Source organism: Teichococcus vastitatis (assembly GCF_003604215.1).
In the GTDB taxonomy this organism is placed as follows: Bacteria; Pseudomonadota; Alphaproteobacteria; order Acetobacterales; family Acetobacteraceae; genus Pseudoroseomonas; species Pseudoroseomonas vastitatis.
In genome coordinates this window covers 36,806-53,039 of sequence record NZ_QXGS01000015.1, presented here as the reverse complement: position 1 = coordinate 53,039, position 16,234 = coordinate 36,806, and the positions used below count along the sequence as shown (strand labels likewise).

The window sequence follows — 16,234 nt, the reverse complement described above, 5'->3', positions numbered from 1 at the left end:
GCGCACAAGGAAGGCGCGACGCCCTTCGTCCCGAAACGGTTCCTGAAACAGCCGGCAGGTCAGGAAGGCAGGGGTGGGAGACAAGGATAGCTATCTAGCTAGCTGTCGGCTTCCGGAAGGCCCAGCGCCTTCAGCTGCTGGTCAGCCCAGGCCGACAGCGCCGCCTCCATCGCGTCCTGCTTGCGCATCCCCAGCCGCATGGCGAGGTAGCCGTATTTCAGCGCCAGCGGCTCGGGGATCTTGGTGTTCACCTGGACGCGGAGGTCCGGCCGCACGCGGGGGTCCAGCCAGGGCAGGGCCTGGCGCGGCACGGGCGCGGCGGGCAGGGCGGTGGCCTCGGCCACGAAATCCTCTGCGCTCTGCGGCGGCCGGCGGCTCGGCATCTTGATCGGCATCAGGCGGCTCCCGCGAACAGCTCGTCATGCAGGAAGGCGATCTCGCTGCATGCCTTGGGATCGCGGCGCGGCATCTCGGCCACGGTCAGTCCTTCGCCGGCGGAATGGTTGAAGGCGGCGCGGAACACCGTCATGCAGCGCAGCAGGCGGAAGCGCGGCATCTCGGCCAGCACCGTGGTGGCCTCACGGCGCGCGCGGTCGCTGGCGGTGGGTGGCACCTGGGACAGGCAGATCACGGCCTGCAGCCTGTCGTTGAAGCCCTCCGCCATGGCGACGACCTCCTGCATCTTCAGCAGCGTCCAGAAATCAAAGGAGCCCGGGCGCAGCGGCATCAGCAGCGTGTCGGCGGCCAGCATGGCGGAGCGGAATTCCTGGCTGTCGGCACCGCCGGTGTCCACCACGATGTCCTCGTAGTGCCGGGCCAGCTCCTTCAGCTCCACATGCACCTTGCTGCCCCGCAGCGTGACGCAGGGCAGCTGCGGCACCGCCTCATGCTCCTTGCGCGCGTCGCTCCAGGTGGAGGCGGTGCCCTGGCTGTCGGCATCCACCAGCACCACCGAGCGCCCGGCGCCCTTGCGTGCCACGGCCAGATGCGTCGCCAGCGTGGTCTTGCCGACGCCGCCCTTTTCCCCGCCCACCATCAGAATCAAAGGCTTGTTCCCCGGCCATCTCGCGAGATGGCTGAGAGAAGCAGAAAGCTAGCTAGATTTCTAGATAGCTTTCTATTCGGCGGGCTGCGCCAGGGCGCGCGGTCGGCGGCGAAAACGGTCCAGCGCCAGATAGATCACCGGCGTGCTGTACAGCGTCAGCACCTGCGACACGGCGAGGCCGCCGATGATGGCGATGCCGAGCGGCTGGCGCATCTCCGCCCCCGCGCCGCTGCCGATCGCCAGCGGCACGGCGCCGAGCAGCGCCGCCAGGGTGGTCATCAGGATCGGCCGGAAGCGGTCGCGGCAGGCGGCCAGGATCGCCGCCTCGCCGCCGCCGCCTTCCTGCCGCTCATGGTCGAGGGCGAAATCCACCATCATGATGGCGTTCTTCTTGACGATGCCCATCAGCAGGATCACGCCGATCAGCCCCATCACCGAGAACGGCACTCCCGTCACCAGCAGCGCCAGCAGCGCGCCGAGCCCCGCCGAGGGCAGGGTGGAGATGATGGTCAGCGGGTGGATGTAGCTCTCGTACAGGATGCCCAGCACCAGATAGATCGACACCAGCGCCGCCAGGATCAGCAGCGGCTGCGAGCGGCTGAAGCTCTGGAACGCTGCGGCGTTGCCGCCGTACTGGGAGCGGATGGAGCCGGGCAGCATCGCTTCCCGCTCGGCCTGCTGCACCAGCGCCGTGGCGTCGCCCAGGCTGATGCCTTCGGCGAGGTTGAAGGTGATGGTGGTGGCCGGGAACTGGCCGCGATGGGTGACGCGCAGCGGCGCCACGTCCCGCTCCACCCGCGCCACGGCGCGCAGCGGCACCTGGCCGCCCTCGGCGGCGGGCACGAAGATCCGGTCAAGCTGGGCGGGCGATTGCTGCAGCGCCGGATCGATCTCCAGCACCACCTTGTACTGGTTGCGGCTGCCATAGATGGTGGAGACCTGCCGCTGCGAGAAGGCGTTGTTCAGCGCCGCCCCCACATCGTCCATGCCGACGCCGAGGCGCGCCGCCGCGTCACGGTCGATCACCACGCGGTTGACCAGCCCGGCGCGCTCCTGGTCGCTCGACACGTCGGCGAGGCCGGGCACGGTGCGCAGCTTCTCCACCATAGTGTTGGTCCAGCGCCGCAGCTCGTCGAGGTCGGTGCCGAGCAGGATGTAGGAATAGGAGGCGTTGCCCGGCCGGCCGCCGATGAAGATGTCCTGCTGCGCACGCAGGAACACGCTGACGCCGACGATGCGGCCGAGCGGCGCGCGCAGCCGGGCGATCACCTGACTGGCCGAGGCGTCGCGCTGTTCGCGCGGCTTCAGCGCGATGTAGAACTGGGCGGAGTTGGTGCCGGCGCTCCAGGAGCTGCCGCCGATCTGCGAGCCGACGCTGGCCACGGCCGGATCGGCCTGGATGATGCGCGTCGCCTCCTGGGTCAGCCGCGCCATGGTGGCGAAGGAGGTGTCGGGCGCCGCCTGGGCGCTGCCGGCCAGCAGCCCGGTATCCTGTTCGGGGAAGAAGGCCTTGGGCACGATCATGTACAGCCACACGGTGAGGGCCACGCAGCCGAGTGTCGCCAGCAGCGCCAGCCCGCGGAAGCGCAGCACCACGCCGAGCGAGCGCATGTAGCCGCGGATCACACCTTCCATCGCCGCGTCGAAGCCGCGGCTGAAGCGGCCGGGCGGCCTGCGGGCAGGGCGGTCCATGCGGGCCGCGATCACCGGCGTCAGGGTCAGCGCCAGCACCGCCGAGATGCCGACGGCGATGGCCAGCGTCGCCGAGAATTCACGGAAGAAGCGGCCGACGAGGCCCTCCATCGCCAGCAGCGGAATGAACACCGCGATCAGCGACACGGTGATGGAGACGATGGTGAAGCCGATCTGCCGGGCGCCTTCCAGCGCCGCCTCGTTCGGTGGAAGGCCGCGCTCGCGCATGCGAGCCATGTTTTCGATCATGACGATGGCGTCGTCCACCACGAAGCCGACCGAGACGATCAGCGCCATCAGCGAGAAGTTGTTGAGCGAGTAGCCCATCAGCCAGATCACGAACAGTGTGCCGAGCAGCGACAGCGGCACGGTCGCGCAGGCGGCCAGCGTCGGGCCGGTGCGGCGCAGAAACAGCACAACCACGCCGATCACCAGCACAACGGTCAGCAGCAGGGTCAGCTCCACCTCCTCGACGCTGGCGCGGATGGTGCCGGAACGGTCGCTCATCACCTCGATGCTGATGCCGCCGGGCACCCATTTCCCGAGCTGCGGCAGCTGCTCCTTCACGTCGGCCACGACGTCGAGCACGTTGGCGTCGGCCTGCTTGTACACCATCATCAGGATGGCCTGCCGCTCGTTGAACCAGGCGGCCTGGCGGCGGGAGCGGGTGGCGTCCGCCACCTCGGCGATCTGCGACAGCCGCATGATGTTGCCGTTGGCGCTCTTGACCACCAGCGTGGCGTAATCGGCGGCGCGGCTGATGCGGTCGTTGACGTGCAGCATGACCGATTGCTCGGCGCCCTCGATGCTGCCCACCGGCTGGGTGACGTTGGCGTTGGTCAGCGTGGTGCGGATGCTGTCCAGGGACACGCCGGCAGCGGCGGCGGCGTCCGGGTTGACCGAAACGCGCACCGCCGGCTGGTCGGCGCCGCCCAGCTGCACCGAGGCCACGCCCGACACCCGGGACAGGCGCTGCGCCACGATGCTGTCGGCCACGTCGTACAGCGCCGCCGCGCGCTGCGTGGTGGAGGTCATGGCCAGGATCAGCACGGGCATGTCGGCCGGGTTGATCTTGATCACCTGCGGCGGGTTGGGCAGGCCGGCGGGCAGGTCCTGCCGCGCCGCGTTCACCGCCGCCTGCACGTCGCGCGCCGCATCCGCCTGGCTGCGCGAGATGTCGAACTGGATGATGATGTTGCCCGCGCCGGTGGAGGCGTTGGCGGTCATCTCGGTGATGCCGGAGATCTCGCCGATGCGGCGCTCCAGCGGCGCCAGCACCGTGGCGGCCAGGGTTTCCGGGTTGGCGCCGGGCTGCGAGACGGTGACGATCAGCGTCGGGATGTCGACGCGCGGCATGGAGGAGACGGGCAGTTGCCGCAGCGCCACCAAGCCGGCCAGCGCCAGCCCGATCGCCAGCAGCATGGTGGCGATGGGCCGGCGCAGGAATGGGCCGGAGATCGAGAACATCGCGCGCTACTCGGCCGCCGCGGGCTGGCCGCCCGTGGAATCGCGGTGCCACCAGCGCCGCGCCGCGCCGCTCACCGCTTCCATGGCCAGGTAAATGGCGGGGGTGGTGAACAGCGTCACCAGCTGGCTCAGCAGCAGCCCGCCGACGATGGACACGCCGAGCGGCAGCCGCAGCTCCGCTCCCGTGCCGGATTGCAGCACCAGCGGCAGCGCGCCGAGCAGCGCCGCCGCCGTGGTCATGATGATCGGCCGGAAGCGCAGCAGGGCCGCCTCGACGATCGCCTCCCGCGGCGCCAGGCCGCGGTCGCGCTGCGCTTCCAGCGCGAAGTCGATCATCATGATGGCGTTCTTCTTGACGATGCCCATCAGCAGGATGATGCCGATCAGCCCGACCACCGACAGGTCGAGCCCCCAGAGTTCGAGTGCCAGCAGCGCGCCGATGCCGGCCGAGGGCAGGGTGGAGAGGATGGTGACCGGGTGGATAAAGCTCTCATACAGCACGCCCAGCACGATGTAGATCACCACCACCGCCGCCAGGATCAGCCAGGGCTGGCCTTCCAGGGAGGAGGCGAACTCCGCCGCGTCGCCGGCGAAGCGGCCGGTGACACTGTCGGGCAGGCCGATGTCGCGCTCGGCGGCGCGGATGCGATCCACCGCCTCGCCCAGCGACACGCCGGGGGCCAGGTTGAAGCTGACCGTCACGGCGGGAAACTGGTTCTCCCGCGTCACCAGCAGCGGCGCGCGGGAGCGGGTGAAGCTGGCGATCTCGGCCAGCGGCACCTGGGCGTTGTCGGTGCCGGCGACGCGCAGCTGGCCGATCGCGGTCGGATCGGTGCGCAGCCGGTCGGACGCTTCCAGCACCACGCGGTACTGGTTGCTCTGGCCGTAGATGGTGGAGATCTGCCGCTGTCCGAAGGCGTTGTAGAGGGCGTTGTCCACCGCCTGCATGGTGACGCCGAGCCGCGCCGCGCGGTCGCGGTCCACCTGGATGGCGAGACGGACGCCATCCTCGCGCTGGTCGGTCGCCACGTCGCGCAGGCCGGGCAGCTGGCGCAGCCGCGCCACCACCTCGGGCGCCCAGCGCGACAGGGTGGCAGCATCGGCATCGGTCAGAACATACTGGTACTGCGTGGTGCTGACGCGCGGGCTGATCTGGATGTCCTGCACCGCCTGCGGATAGGCGACGGCGCCGGGGATGCTGTCCAGCCGCGGCTTCAGCCGGGCGATGACGCCCTGCGCGTCGAGGTCGCGCTCGTCGCGCGGCCGCAGCACGGCGGTGATGCGGCCGGTGTTCTGCGCCGGGTTCAGCGCGCCGGCGCCGGCCACGGCGGTGACGGCGGCGACCGCCGGGTCGGCCCGCACCACCTCCATCACCTGCTGCTGGATGGCGGCGGAGCGGGCAAAGGAACTGTCCTGCGGCGTCTCGGTGGTGATGGTGATCAGCCCGGTATCCTGCAGCGGCAGGAAGCCCTTCGGCATGACCACGTAGAGCCAGCCGGTCAGCGCCACGGTGGCCGTGGCGGCGATCAGGGTCAGCGCCTGGTGCCGCATGGTCACGGCGAGGGCGCGGCCATACAGCAGCCGCAGCCGCTCGAAGCCGTTCTCGAAGCCGCGCGCTAGCCAGGAGGGCTTGTGCTCCGGCCTCAGCACAAAGGCGCACATCATCGGCGTCAACGTCAGCGACACCACCATGGACACCAGCACGGCAGCGGTCAGCGTTTCGGCGAATTCGCGGAACAGCCGCCCCACCACGCCTTCCATGAACAGCAGGGGAATGAACACTGCGATCAGCGACAGCGTCAGGGACACGATCGTGAAGGCGATCTGCCGCGCGCCCTCATAGGCGGCGGCGAGCGGCTTCACGCCCTTCTCGATCAGCCGCACGATGTTCTCGATCATGACGATGGCGTCGTCGACCACGAAGCCGGTCGCGATGGTCAGCGCCATCAGCGACAGATTGTCGAGCGAATAGCCCATCACCGCCATGATGCCGAAGGTGCCGATGATCGACAGCGGAAGCGACACCGCCGGCACCAGCGTGGCCCGGCCGCTGCCCAGGAAGAAGTAGATCACGCCCACCACCAGCGCGACCGACAGCACCAGTGTGAACTGCACCTCGTGCACCGAGGCGCGGATGGTTTCCGTCCGGTCGGACACCACGGTGAGCGTCGCGCCCGCCGGCAGGGCGCGCTGCAGCTCCGGCATCAGGGCCTGGATGCCTTCCACCGTTTGCACGATGTTGGCGCCGGGCTGGCGCTGCACGTCGATCAGCACGGCGGGGCGGCCGTTGAACCAGGCGCCGTTGCGCTCGTTCTCCAGCGCCTCCACCGCCTCGCCCACGTCGCGCAGCCGCACGGGCGCGCCGTTCTGGAAGGCGATGATGATGTCGCCGAACTCGGCGGCGCTGGTGATCTGGTCGTTGGCCAGGATGGCCGAGGCCTGCCGCGCCCCGTCCAGCGAGCCTTTCGGCGAGTTCTGGTTGGCCGCCGCCACGGCGGTGCGCACCGCTTCCAGCCCGATGCCGTAGGCGGCGAGGCGCAGCGGATCGACGCGCAGCCGGATCGCCGGCCGCATGTTGCCCTGCACGGTGACGCGGCCGACGCCGGTGGCCTGAGACAGCTTCTGCGCCAGCAGCGTGTCGGCGGTGTCCGACAGCCGCATGATCGGCAGGGTGTCGGAGGTCAGCGCCAGGGTGAGCACCGGCGGGTCGGCCGGGTTCACCTTGGAATAGGCCGGCGGGTAGGGCAGGGTCGCGGGCAGGGTGCCGCGCGCCGCATCCAGCGCCGCCTGCACGTCCTGCGAGGCCTCGTCCAGGCCCTTCTGCAGGCGGAACTGCAGAGTGATACGACTGACCCCCGGCCCGCTGACCGAGGACATCACCTGCAGCCCGGCGATCTTGGCGAATTGCCGCTCCAGCGGCGCGCTGATCAGCACGGCGGCGGTCTCGGGCGAGGCGCCGGGCAGCTGGGTGGTCACCTCGATGGTGGGGAAATCCACCTCCGGCAGGGACGACACCGGCAGCCGCAGATAGCCGAAGATCCCCGCCAACAGCACCGCGATCGACAGCAGCGTGGTGGCGACGGGGCGGGCGATGAAGGGGGCGGCGATGTTCATGGCGCGGCATCCGCCGCCTGCCGCGCGCGCGGCGGGCGTGGCGGCGGCGCGGCCGGGGCGGTGTTGCCGCCATTCGACAGGGCGATGGCGCTGCCGGGGTTCAGCCGCAGCGCGCCGGAGGTCACCACCTGCTCGCCCGGCTGCAGGCCCTCGCGCACCGCGGCCTCGCCCTCCGTCACGGCGCCGAGGGTCAGCGGGCGCTGCTCCACCGTGTTGTCCGGACGGGCCACGAAGGCGAAGGCGCCGTTCGGGCCCTGCTGCACCGCCACCAGCGGCACCACGGTCGCGTCCGGCACCGTTTCGATGCCGATGCGCAGGCTGACAAAGGCGCCGGGCCAGAGCCGGGTGGCGTCGTTCGGGAACACCGCCTTCACCCGCACCGTGCCGGTGGCCTGGTCCACCTGGTTGTCCACCGTCAGCACCGTGCCGCGCTCCGGCGCCTCATTCTGCGCGAGCGGCTGGCTGGGCGTGCCGCCGCTGGAGGGCACGGTTTCCACCGGCACCGGCCCGGCCGCCATGGCGCGCATCAGTCGCGGCAGCTCGCCCTGCGGAATGGTGAAGCTGACCGCGATGGGCCGCATCTGGGTGATGGTGACGATGCCCGTGGCGTCGCCCGAGGAAACAAGGTTGCCGGCATCGACCTGCCGCAGCCCGACCCGGCCGTCGATCGGCGCGCGGATGGTGGTGTAGTCGAGCTGCGTCTGCGCCGTGTCGATGGCGGCCTGGTCCTGCGCCACCTGCGCCTCGAACATCGCCACCTGGGCGCGCTGGGTGTCCACCTGCTGCCGCGTCACGCCGCTGGCGGCGAGCAGCCCTTGGTAGCGGCGCAGGTCGGCACGGGCGTTCTCCAGCTGCGCCAGGTCGTAGTTCTTCCGGCCCACCGCCTGGGCCAGGGCGGCGGCGTAGGTGCGGTCGTCGATGCGGGCCAGGATCTCGCCGGCCTTCACCTCCTGGCCCTCGCGGAACAGCACCTCGGTCAGAGTGCCGGAAACCTGGGAGCGGACGGTGATGTTGTTCAGCGCCTGCACCGTGCCCAGCGCGTCCAGCGTCAGCCGGAGGTCGCGGCGCTCGGCCGCCGCCACGGTGACGGGCACGGGAATGCCGCCCCCCGGGGCCGCGCGCCGCCCGCCCGGCGTGGTCTGCGCCGTGCTGAGATCGGCGGGGCCTGCCGCCTCGCGCCCCTGCCAGAGGTAATAGCCCGCCCCGGCACCGGCCAGGACCACCAGGGAAAGCAGCAGAAAGCGGAAGCGGGCCATGGGTCGGTGGATCCGTGTCAGGTGGACTGCCAGCCGCCGCCCAGCGCGCGAAACAGCGCAACGGCGGCCTGCAGCCGGGCGAGCCGCGCCTGGACCAGGCTGACGCGGGCGGAGAACAGGGTCTGCTGGGTGTTCAGCAGGGTGATCACGTTGATGGTGCCGGCACGCAGCTGCGCCTCGGCGATGTCATAGGCACGGCTGGCGCGGGCCAGCGCCTCGGCCCGCAGGGTTTCCCCTTCGGTGCTTTCGCGCAGGGCGACCAGCGCGTCCTCGGTGTCGGACAGGGCCTGGACGATGGCGCGGCGGTATTCCACCAGCAATTCCTCCGCCTGGGCCCGGCTCAGCGACACCTGGCCACGCAGCGCCCCGCCATCAAAGATGGTTTGCGCCAGCCCGCCCACCAGGGAGAAGAACTGCGATTCCGGCCTGAGCAGCGTGCCCAGCGCGGCGGATTGGAAGCCGCCCGACAGGCTGAGGCTGACCGTCGGCAGCAGCGCCGCCCGCGCCGCCGCCACATCGGCGTTGGCGGCGGCGAGGCTGGCCTCGGCCGCCAGCACGTCGGGGCGGCGGGCCAGCAGGTCGCCGGGCTGGCCGGGCGCGGCCGCCGGCACCCGCAGCCCGTCGAAGCGCCCGGTGGCCACGGTGAGCGCGGCGGGCGGGCGGCCGGTCAGCACGGCCAGCGCGTTCACCCCCTGCTCGGCGGTCTGCCGCAGGGCCGGAATGGCGGCCTGCTGTTGCGCCACCACGGTTTCCTGCTGCGCCAGGTCGAGCCCCGTGGCGGTGCCGAAATTCACCTGGCTGCGGATCACGCTGAGGATGCGCCGGGCGGCCGCCAGGTTCTCCTCCTGCGCGCGCAACTCCTCGCGCGCTGCCAGCACCTCGAAATAGGTGTTGGCGATGGAAGCCTCGGTGGTCAGCAGCACGGTGCCCTGGTCGAAGCGGCGGGCGCGCGCATCCTGGATCACCGCCTCGCGCAGGTTGCGGTTGCGGCCCCAGAAATCCAGCTCGTAGCTGGCGGACAGGGTGGCGTCGTAGCGCGTGGCGTTGCGGTTGCGGCCGAAGCTGCTGCTGGTGCCGAGGGCGGTGGAGCGGCTCTGCGTGGCACCCGCATCCAGCCCGACATTGGGCAGCAGCGCGGCGCCGGCGATGCGCAGCTGCGCATCCGCCTGCCGCACCCGCGCGGCGGCGGCGGCGAGGTCGAAATTGCCCGCCATCGCCGCCTGCATCAGCCGGTCCAGCTCCGGCGCGTTGAAGCCGCGCCACCAGTCGGGGTCGGGCCAGCGCGCCTCGGCGGCGGGATCGGCATTGCGGAACGCACCCGGCTCCAGCCCCGACACCACGGGCTCCGCCCGCGGCCCGCAGGCGGCCAGCGGCCCGGCCAGCACACCCAGCAGCAGCAGCGCGCGGGTGGCGCGGCGATCCTTGATTCGCAAAGCCATTCCGTTCAGTTCCGCCTGTTCCTGCTGCCGTGACGATCGCCCTGCGCCATGTCCTGCGCCACGCGCTGCCGCCCTTCCGGCGAGATGGCGGACAGCGCCTCCACCAGGCTGTCCTCGTAGAGCCGGCCGAACTCGCCCCAGCGGGCGCGGGATTCCGCCATGGCGGCGCGCAGCCGCGCCGGGTCGAAGGGCTGCTGCGCCAGCACCGCCTGCACGCCGGCGGACCCTTCGCGCAATCCGGCCTGCGCCGCCTCGTAGCGCGGCCGGCCGCCCTGCATGGCACGGCGGAAGGCGTCCCGGTCCGCCTCGGGCAGAACACGCTCGATGCGGGCCTGCAGGCGGCCGGGGCCGGGCGGCGGGCCGGACCGCCACCACAGCAGCGCCCCCAGCACCAGGTTCAGCGCCAGCGAGGCACCCAGCAGCCCCTTCAGCCAGATCGGCCGCATCATGGCAGTTCCATCATCGCCATCAGGCGCGGCGCGCCCAGGATGTCATCGGGTTCCGGCGCCGCCGGCAGGCCCAGCCACAGCCCGCACACCATCAGGGTCACCAGCGCGCCGGCGCCGAAGGGCGCCAGCGGGCGCAGCCAGCGCAGCAGGCGGCGCTCCGGCACCGGCAGGGGTTCGCGCGCCACGGCGTGGGCGAGGCGGTTGCGCATCCGCGCCAGCGCCGCAGGGTCGGGCTGCGGCAGGCTGCTGCGCAGCGCCGCATCCAGCGCGGCGGCGGCGTCGCGCATCGCCCGCGCCTCGGCCGAGCTGTCCAGCAGGGCCAGCGCGGCACCGCGGCAGGCCTGCGGCCAGCGCGCCGGATCGGCGCCATGGATGTCCAGCAGCCGGGCAAAGCGGCGGGGCGTCATGTGCCGCCGCCGCGCAGCCGGGCCGATAGCAGGTGCCGCGCCCGGCGCAGCAGCCCTTCCAGGGCCCGGGTGGACACCGACAGCGCCGCCGCCGCCTCGGCCCCGCTCAGCCCCTGGTCATAGGACAGCGCCAGGGCGGCGCGCTGGCGCGGCGGAAGCTCCGCCAGGGCGGCGGCGAGCAGCGCCTGCCGCTGCTGCTCCGCGAGCGCCGCTTCCGGGCCGAGGGCCGGGTCCGCCAGCTCGCCCGCCCTTTCCAGCGGCTGCGCGGCGACGCGCCGCACCCGGTCGATCGCCAGGTTGGCGGTGATGCGGTACAGCCAGGTGCCGAGCTGCGACCGGGCGGGATCGAAGCGCGCGGCATGGCGCCACAGCCGCAGCAACGCCTCCTGCGCCACGTCCTCCGCCTCGGCGGGCTGGCCGGTGATGCGCAGCGCCACGCGATAAAGCATCGGCAGGTGCCGGCCGGCCAGCTGGTCAAAGGCGCGACGGTCGCCGGCGGCGGCCCAGCGGAGCAGTGTTGCGTCATCCGCCGCCGGCAGGTCGCGCAGCAGCCGCGCCTCGGCATCCGCCACGGGGCCCTGCAGCGGGATCGGCCGCTCGGCGATGGAAACCTCCCAGGCAAAAGGAGGAAAGGGCAGGGTGTCCGGCATGGCTCTCGCTGTGTCCGGACGGTGATACGGGCGAGGCGGCGCCATCCCACGCCCCCGCGCCATGGTTTTCCATGACGAAGGGTTTCCGCCTGTTACGGGATCGCGCCGCCCGGCGCCAGCACCGTCACGCGGTCGTGGCCGCCGCCGCCGGCTGCTTGCGGGAAATCTCGCGGAACAGCATCAGCATCGACCAGAAATAGCCGAACGCCTCGTAGGCGTAGACCGCCGCATAGCCGATGATGAACTGCTCGATGGTCCAGTTCTGCAGCCCCGATACCAGCGCCAGCACCAGCATCATGCCCAGGGTGGTGGAGGCGCGGCGGGCCAGCACCGCCAGCCGGCCGATGCCAGCCAGCATGGCGCCGCTCACCGTCTGCACCATCATCAGGAACAGCATGGCGCAGATGGTCAGCCGGATCGTCGGCGTCACCACGTCCGAATGGCCCAGCAGGATGCCGAAGAAGCGATCGCCGAAGAACCCGATGATGCCGACGGCGCCCACCATCGGCACGGCGGCCAGGGCGAAAGCCACCAGCATCATCTTGCGCAGCATCGGCACGTTGCCGGCATGGAAGGCGCGGGTCTGGTGCGGCAGCACCGTTTCCGTGACGGTCAGGTAGGCGGTCGTGGCGAAGCGCGTCACCTTGTAGAACATGTCGAAGGCGACCAGCGCCAGGGCATCCCGGTGCGTCAACGGGATGACGTAGTAGGGGTAGATGTAGATCAGGAACTCCGACATCGACAGCACGGCGGAGGCGGTGATGCCCTTCAGATCGCCGCGCAGCACCGTGAAGCCGGCGCGGATGCTGGCCCCGGTCAGGATGTCGAGCCGCTTGCGCGCCATCACGAACAGCACGCCGATCGCCACCAGCCAGAGCAGCACGAAGCACACCGCATAGGCCATCAGCGGCAGGCCGATCACCAGCGCCGCGGTCAGCGCCAGCAGCAGGGTGCGGCGGACGCAGTCGATCGCCTCGGTCAGCACGTAGTAATCGAAGGCGTTGGCGGTCAGCCGCAGGATCATCCAGGGCAGCGGCAGCACCGAGCCGGCGAACAGCAGCAGATAGACCGAATGATACTGCGCGAGGCCGAGGCCGAGGCCCCACACCATCACCCCAAACACCAGCGTCGCCAGCACGGCGATGGCGGCGTAGGAGGCCAGCGCCGCCGCCACGGCATTGCCCAGCGCTTGCCGGATCCCGTTCTCGGGATGCAGGAAATTCTGCCGCAACTGGCCGAACAACCGGATCGAGATGCCGAGATCCGCCTGCAGCACCAGCGAGGCGAAGGCGATCACGGTGGCGAAGAAGGCATAGCTTTCCAGGCCGACGATGCGCACCAGCGCAAAGGCCAGCAGAAAGCTCCACACCGAGGCGAGGGCGGTGTTCGAGGCCTTCAGCAGAAAGAACACCGCGGATTTCCTGGCCGCCTTGTTGCCCAGCATCAGCGCCGCTCCCGCGATTCAGAAAACACAGGCCGGATCGCGGCCATGACAGGGCCAGCGGGGATGAACCCAGCAGGCAAGAACGAAAGGGGTGGAATGAAGCGTGGCATGACGGTGATGCGGGAACCCTGCTGCGGCGCGGAACCATGGCGCGAAAGGCCGGCCTGACAGGCGGCCTTTCCAATGCCGGAGGCTGTCTATCGAGCGAGACAGCTCCGCTGATCAGGCGACGGTGCCGAGCGCCGCATAGGATGATGCCCCGCCCACGGCCCGGTGCAGCACCGCGCCGCGCTGTGCCTGGATGGCCTCGCACAGCAGGCGGCCGCGCTCGCGCCAGTCGAAGGCATGCTCGGCCGCGACAAAGGCACGCTGCTGCTGCAGGTTCAGCGCCGCCGGATCGTCGATCCGCGTCAGCACCGCCCGCAGCAGGCCGGGCATGTCCGGCTCCAGCAGCATCTCGGCCTGGACGCTGTCCGGCAGGCCGCTGGCGCACACCGCCAGCCCGGCCACGGGCACGCGGTTGAACACGTATTCCAGCAGCTTCATCTTGAAGCCGCCGCCGATCGGCTCGGCCACCACCGCCATGCGGGCAGCGGCCAGATGCGGCGCCGGGTCATCGACGAAGCCGGTAAAGCGCGCCGCCTTGTAGCGGCCTTCCAGGCTGCGACGGAAATCCGCCGGCATGTCGCCCACCACGCGGATCTCGACCCCCGCCCTGGACAGCACCGGATCGGCCTGTTCGAGGAAGAGCCTGAGGTTCGCCTGCTTGGCCGACGAGCGGTAGGAGCCGAACAGCACCACGGCGCGCGGCGTGCCCGGCCCGATGCTCCGCTCGGGGGCCCGCACGCCATCATAGCCCGGCACCAGCGGCAGCATCGGCACGCCCGGCGCATTGGCGGCGAACAGCCCGGCATCGTGCTGGGTGATGGTGGTGACGAGGTCGCTGTTGCGGGCGATCCAGCGCTCGAACCAGCGGGTCTTGGCGTAGTTCTGGCCAAGATACAGCCGCTTGCCGATCGAGGCGGTGTTGTCGCGCCACTGCATGCCGGTGACGCTTTCCTCGTGGTCATGGGTGATGAACACGAACACCGGGTTGCCCCCAAAGATCCGCTTCTGCCGCAGCACCCAGCCCATGCCGTACTGGTCGACGATCACGGCATCCCAGGGGTCCTGCGCCGCCAGTTCCTGCAGGGCGGCGTGGTAGGCCGGCGTCTCGTGCCGGGCGGCCATCAGCGGCATCGGGCTGGCGAGCCCGGCCAGGTGGCCGCGCGGCCCACCCGGCACGATGTGCCAGGTGATGCCGGGCATAGGCTGCGGCGGCACCTCGGCGGCATAGCCGGCAAAGGTGACCTCGACGCCGGCGCCGGCCAGGGCGCCGGCCAGCTTGGCGGTGTAGATCCGGGTCCCCGCCGTCCAGGGAAAGGGCAAGGCGCGGGCGAGCCAGAGGCAGCGGGTCATGGGGCGGGTTCCGCGAGGCTGGGCCGGATGGGCGCGGCATTGCGCGCCGCCCCAGCCTTCAGGTGGTCGGCCCGCCGCAACGCCAGGGCGACGATGATCAGCGTCGGATTGGCATGGCCGCAGGTCGGAAACACCGCCGCGCTGGCGATGCGGAGGTTGGGCACGCCATGCATGGCGCGATCGGCATCCACCACCCCGTCGCGCGGCGCTTCGGCCAGCGCCACTTCCTTCTGCGGCGCGGCGAAGCGCAGCCCGGCCTGGGTGACCAGGGTCCCGCCGTCCCGCCATTCCCGGGGCGCGCGACCGATCAGCCGCTCGCTTTCGCCCTGGCCGTAGGTGTTGGCAGTGTTGAGCAGGGTGATGCCGATCCAGCGCGTGCTGCAGCAAACGCCTGGCCGCCGGACCGGTGCAGCCGCTGAGGGTGGAGCCCAGCCGGCTGCCCAGCCCGATGGCGGACACCCGCAGGCCGCTGCGGCGGCTCAGGAACACGGCAGGCAGGGACGTCATTCAGCCGGCCGGATATCGAGGGGAGACAACCAGGGGCCGGGCACCGTCTGTTCCTGCGGCGGGTTCAGCGCCGCCTGCTCAACAGGCCGCTTGGGCAGCACGCAGAACAACAGCAGCATGACCTGCAGCCGCGGGTCGAGCAACATGCCGCCGAAGGTGAAGTAGCCGATCAGCATGGCCCAGCTGACCCAGCGCGACGGTGCCCCGCGGAAGAGCGCGACCAGAAAGAACGGCCAGAACACCAGCGAGCCGAACAAGCCATATTCGAAGATCAGCTTCGCCCAGGCCGGGTCATGCGGCGAATAGGTGACCAGGTTGGCAAACTGCACGTAGGAGCCCGGGCCGAGGCCGAACACCAGGTCGCGGCCGGAATCCAGCAGAAAGTCGCCGATCAGCCAGGCGCCCGCCACGAAGCGCGCATTGGCGCTGGAATTCTCCGAGCCGAACTCGTTGACACGGCTGAACAGCGCGTCGGCGTTCCACAGGCTGCCCGTGGCGATGATGATGGCCCCGAACACCAGGGCCCCGAAGATCGCGCCATAGGCGCGCTTGTGCAGCATCACCCAGGGCGTCAGCAGCGCCAGCAGGATCAGGCCGGTGCCGGAATAGGAGGTGGGCAGCGCCAGGCCGAACACCAGCAGCCGCCAAGTGGCGCCGCGGTAGAGCAATTCCAGCACGATGGCGATGGCCAGGTACTGCGAGAAGGTGGAAGGCTCGACCAGGAAGAAGCCGTTGCTCTTGAAGTAGGGCGAACTCCAGGCCAGCGGATTGGCGGTGTTGAAGTTCTGCAGCAGGAGCTCTTCCGGCACGATGCCCTTGAAGGTGAAGGGGATCGAATTGCCGATCACGAACTGGGCGATGAACTGGGCGATGCCCATGAAGGCGCAGATCAGCACCATCACCTGGAAGGCGCGCACGCAGTTCTGGAACACCGTCTCGGCCACTTCGGGTCGCAGCGAGAACATGTAGGGTATGTAGACGATCAACAGCAGCGCCAGCGAAGGCATGGAGGCCATGCCGGCGTTCAGCGCCGCGCTCAGCGACACCGTGGCCGCCAGCACGAAGAACATCACCGTGCGGGTCGTGTCCATCACCAGCGAGCCGCGGAAGGCCAGCACCGCCACGGCCAGCGTGGTCACCAGCAGGTTGAAGGCTATTCCGTCCGGAGCAATCGGCAACGCGAAGCGCTGCAGAAAGATCGAGGTGAACAGCACCACCACCAGCCAGCGCGACACGAAGCGCACCTCGGCCGCCGCCCGTTCGCCATCATCCGGAATTTTGATGTCCAGGGGAGAAATCACTGGCG

General features: G+C 70.6%; 13 protein-coding genes. All 13 read right to left on the bottom strand.

Annotated elements, in window-relative coordinates; all coding sequences use genetic code 11:
- Positions 1 to 98: 98 nt before the first annotated feature.
- The 13 genes from D2K64_RS15985 to D2K64_RS15925 all read right to left on the bottom strand — a co-directional run bounded on the left by D2K64_RS15985 (position 99) and on the right by D2K64_RS15925 (position 16,229).
- Entirely contained in the window at positions 99 to 395 is a 297-nt protein-coding gene (locus tag D2K64_RS15985; protein ID WP_120009384.1) for a hypothetical protein, read from the bottom strand.
- Entirely contained in the window at positions 395 to 1,036 is a 642-nt protein-coding gene (locus D2K64_RS15980; protein WP_238384231.1) for a nucleotide-binding protein, read from the bottom strand. Before D2K64_RS15980 ends, D2K64_RS15985 begins: the two co-directional genes overlap by 1 nt.
- A gap of 81 nt (positions 1,037 to 1,117) precedes the next feature.
- Positions 1,118 to 4,204, bottom strand: coding sequence for an efflux RND transporter permease subunit (locus D2K64_RS15975; protein WP_120009382.1), 3,087 nt, complete (start codon positions 4,202 to 4,204; stop codon positions 1,118 to 1,120).
- Positions 4,205 to 4,210: 6 nt separating this feature from the next.
- Entirely contained in the window at positions 4,211 to 7,318 is a 3,108-nt protein-coding gene (locus D2K64_RS15970) for an efflux RND transporter permease subunit (RefSeq protein ID WP_120009381.1), read from the bottom strand.
- Positions 7,315 to 8,574: an efflux RND transporter periplasmic adaptor subunit gene (locus tag D2K64_RS15965; protein WP_120009380.1), complete on the bottom strand. Its 1,260-nt coding sequence runs from the start codon at positions 8,572 to 8,574 to the stop codon at positions 7,315 to 7,317. The genes D2K64_RS15970 and D2K64_RS15965 overlap by 4 nt, the downstream gene beginning before the upstream one ends.
- 17 nt (positions 8,575 to 8,591) lie before the next feature.
- Positions 8,592 to 10,013, bottom strand: a complete 1,422-nt coding sequence (locus D2K64_RS15960) for an efflux transporter outer membrane subunit (protein WP_120009379.1) — start codon at positions 10,011 to 10,013, stop codon at positions 8,592 to 8,594.
- Between the two features lie 5 nt (positions 10,014 to 10,018).
- The gene (locus tag D2K64_RS15955; RefSeq protein ID WP_120009378.1) at positions 10,019 to 10,462 is read right to left on the bottom strand and encodes a periplasmic heavy metal sensor; all 444 of its coding nucleotides are present in this window, start codon (positions 10,460 to 10,462) and stop codon (positions 10,019 to 10,021) included.
- Positions 10,459 to 10,869 (bottom strand): hypothetical protein, encoded by a 411-nt coding sequence (locus D2K64_RS15950; RefSeq protein ID WP_120009377.1) that lies wholly within the window; start codon positions 10,867 to 10,869, stop codon positions 10,459 to 10,461. The genes D2K64_RS15955 and D2K64_RS15950 overlap by 4 nt, the downstream gene beginning before the upstream one ends.
- Positions 10,866 to 11,519: a sigma-70 family RNA polymerase sigma factor gene (locus tag D2K64_RS15945; RefSeq protein ID WP_120009376.1), complete on the bottom strand. Its 654-nt coding sequence runs from the start codon at positions 11,517 to 11,519 to the stop codon at positions 10,866 to 10,868. The genes D2K64_RS15950 and D2K64_RS15945 overlap by 4 nt, the downstream gene beginning before the upstream one ends.
- A 124-nt stretch (positions 11,520 to 11,643) precedes the next feature.
- Positions 11,644 to 12,963, bottom strand: a complete 1,320-nt coding sequence (locus D2K64_RS15940; protein WP_120009375.1) for a hypothetical protein — start codon at positions 12,961 to 12,963, stop codon at positions 11,644 to 11,646.
- A 222-nt stretch (positions 12,964 to 13,185) separates the two neighbouring features.
- Positions 13,186 to 14,421: a glycosyltransferase gene (locus D2K64_RS15935; RefSeq protein WP_120009374.1), complete on the bottom strand. Its 1,236-nt coding sequence runs from the start codon at positions 14,419 to 14,421 to the stop codon at positions 13,186 to 13,188.
- Entirely contained in the window at positions 14,418 to 14,645 is a 228-nt protein-coding gene (locus D2K64_RS25540) for a GMC oxidoreductase (protein ID WP_238384229.1), read from the bottom strand. The genes D2K64_RS15935 and D2K64_RS25540 overlap by 4 nt, the downstream gene beginning before the upstream one ends.
- Positions 14,646 to 14,924: 279 nt before the next feature.
- The gene (locus D2K64_RS15925; protein ID WP_120009372.1) at positions 14,925 to 16,229 is read right to left on the bottom strand and encodes a hypothetical protein; all 1,305 of its coding nucleotides are present in this window, start codon (positions 16,227 to 16,229) and stop codon (positions 14,925 to 14,927) included.
- Positions 16,230 to 16,234: the final 5 nt, after the last annotated feature.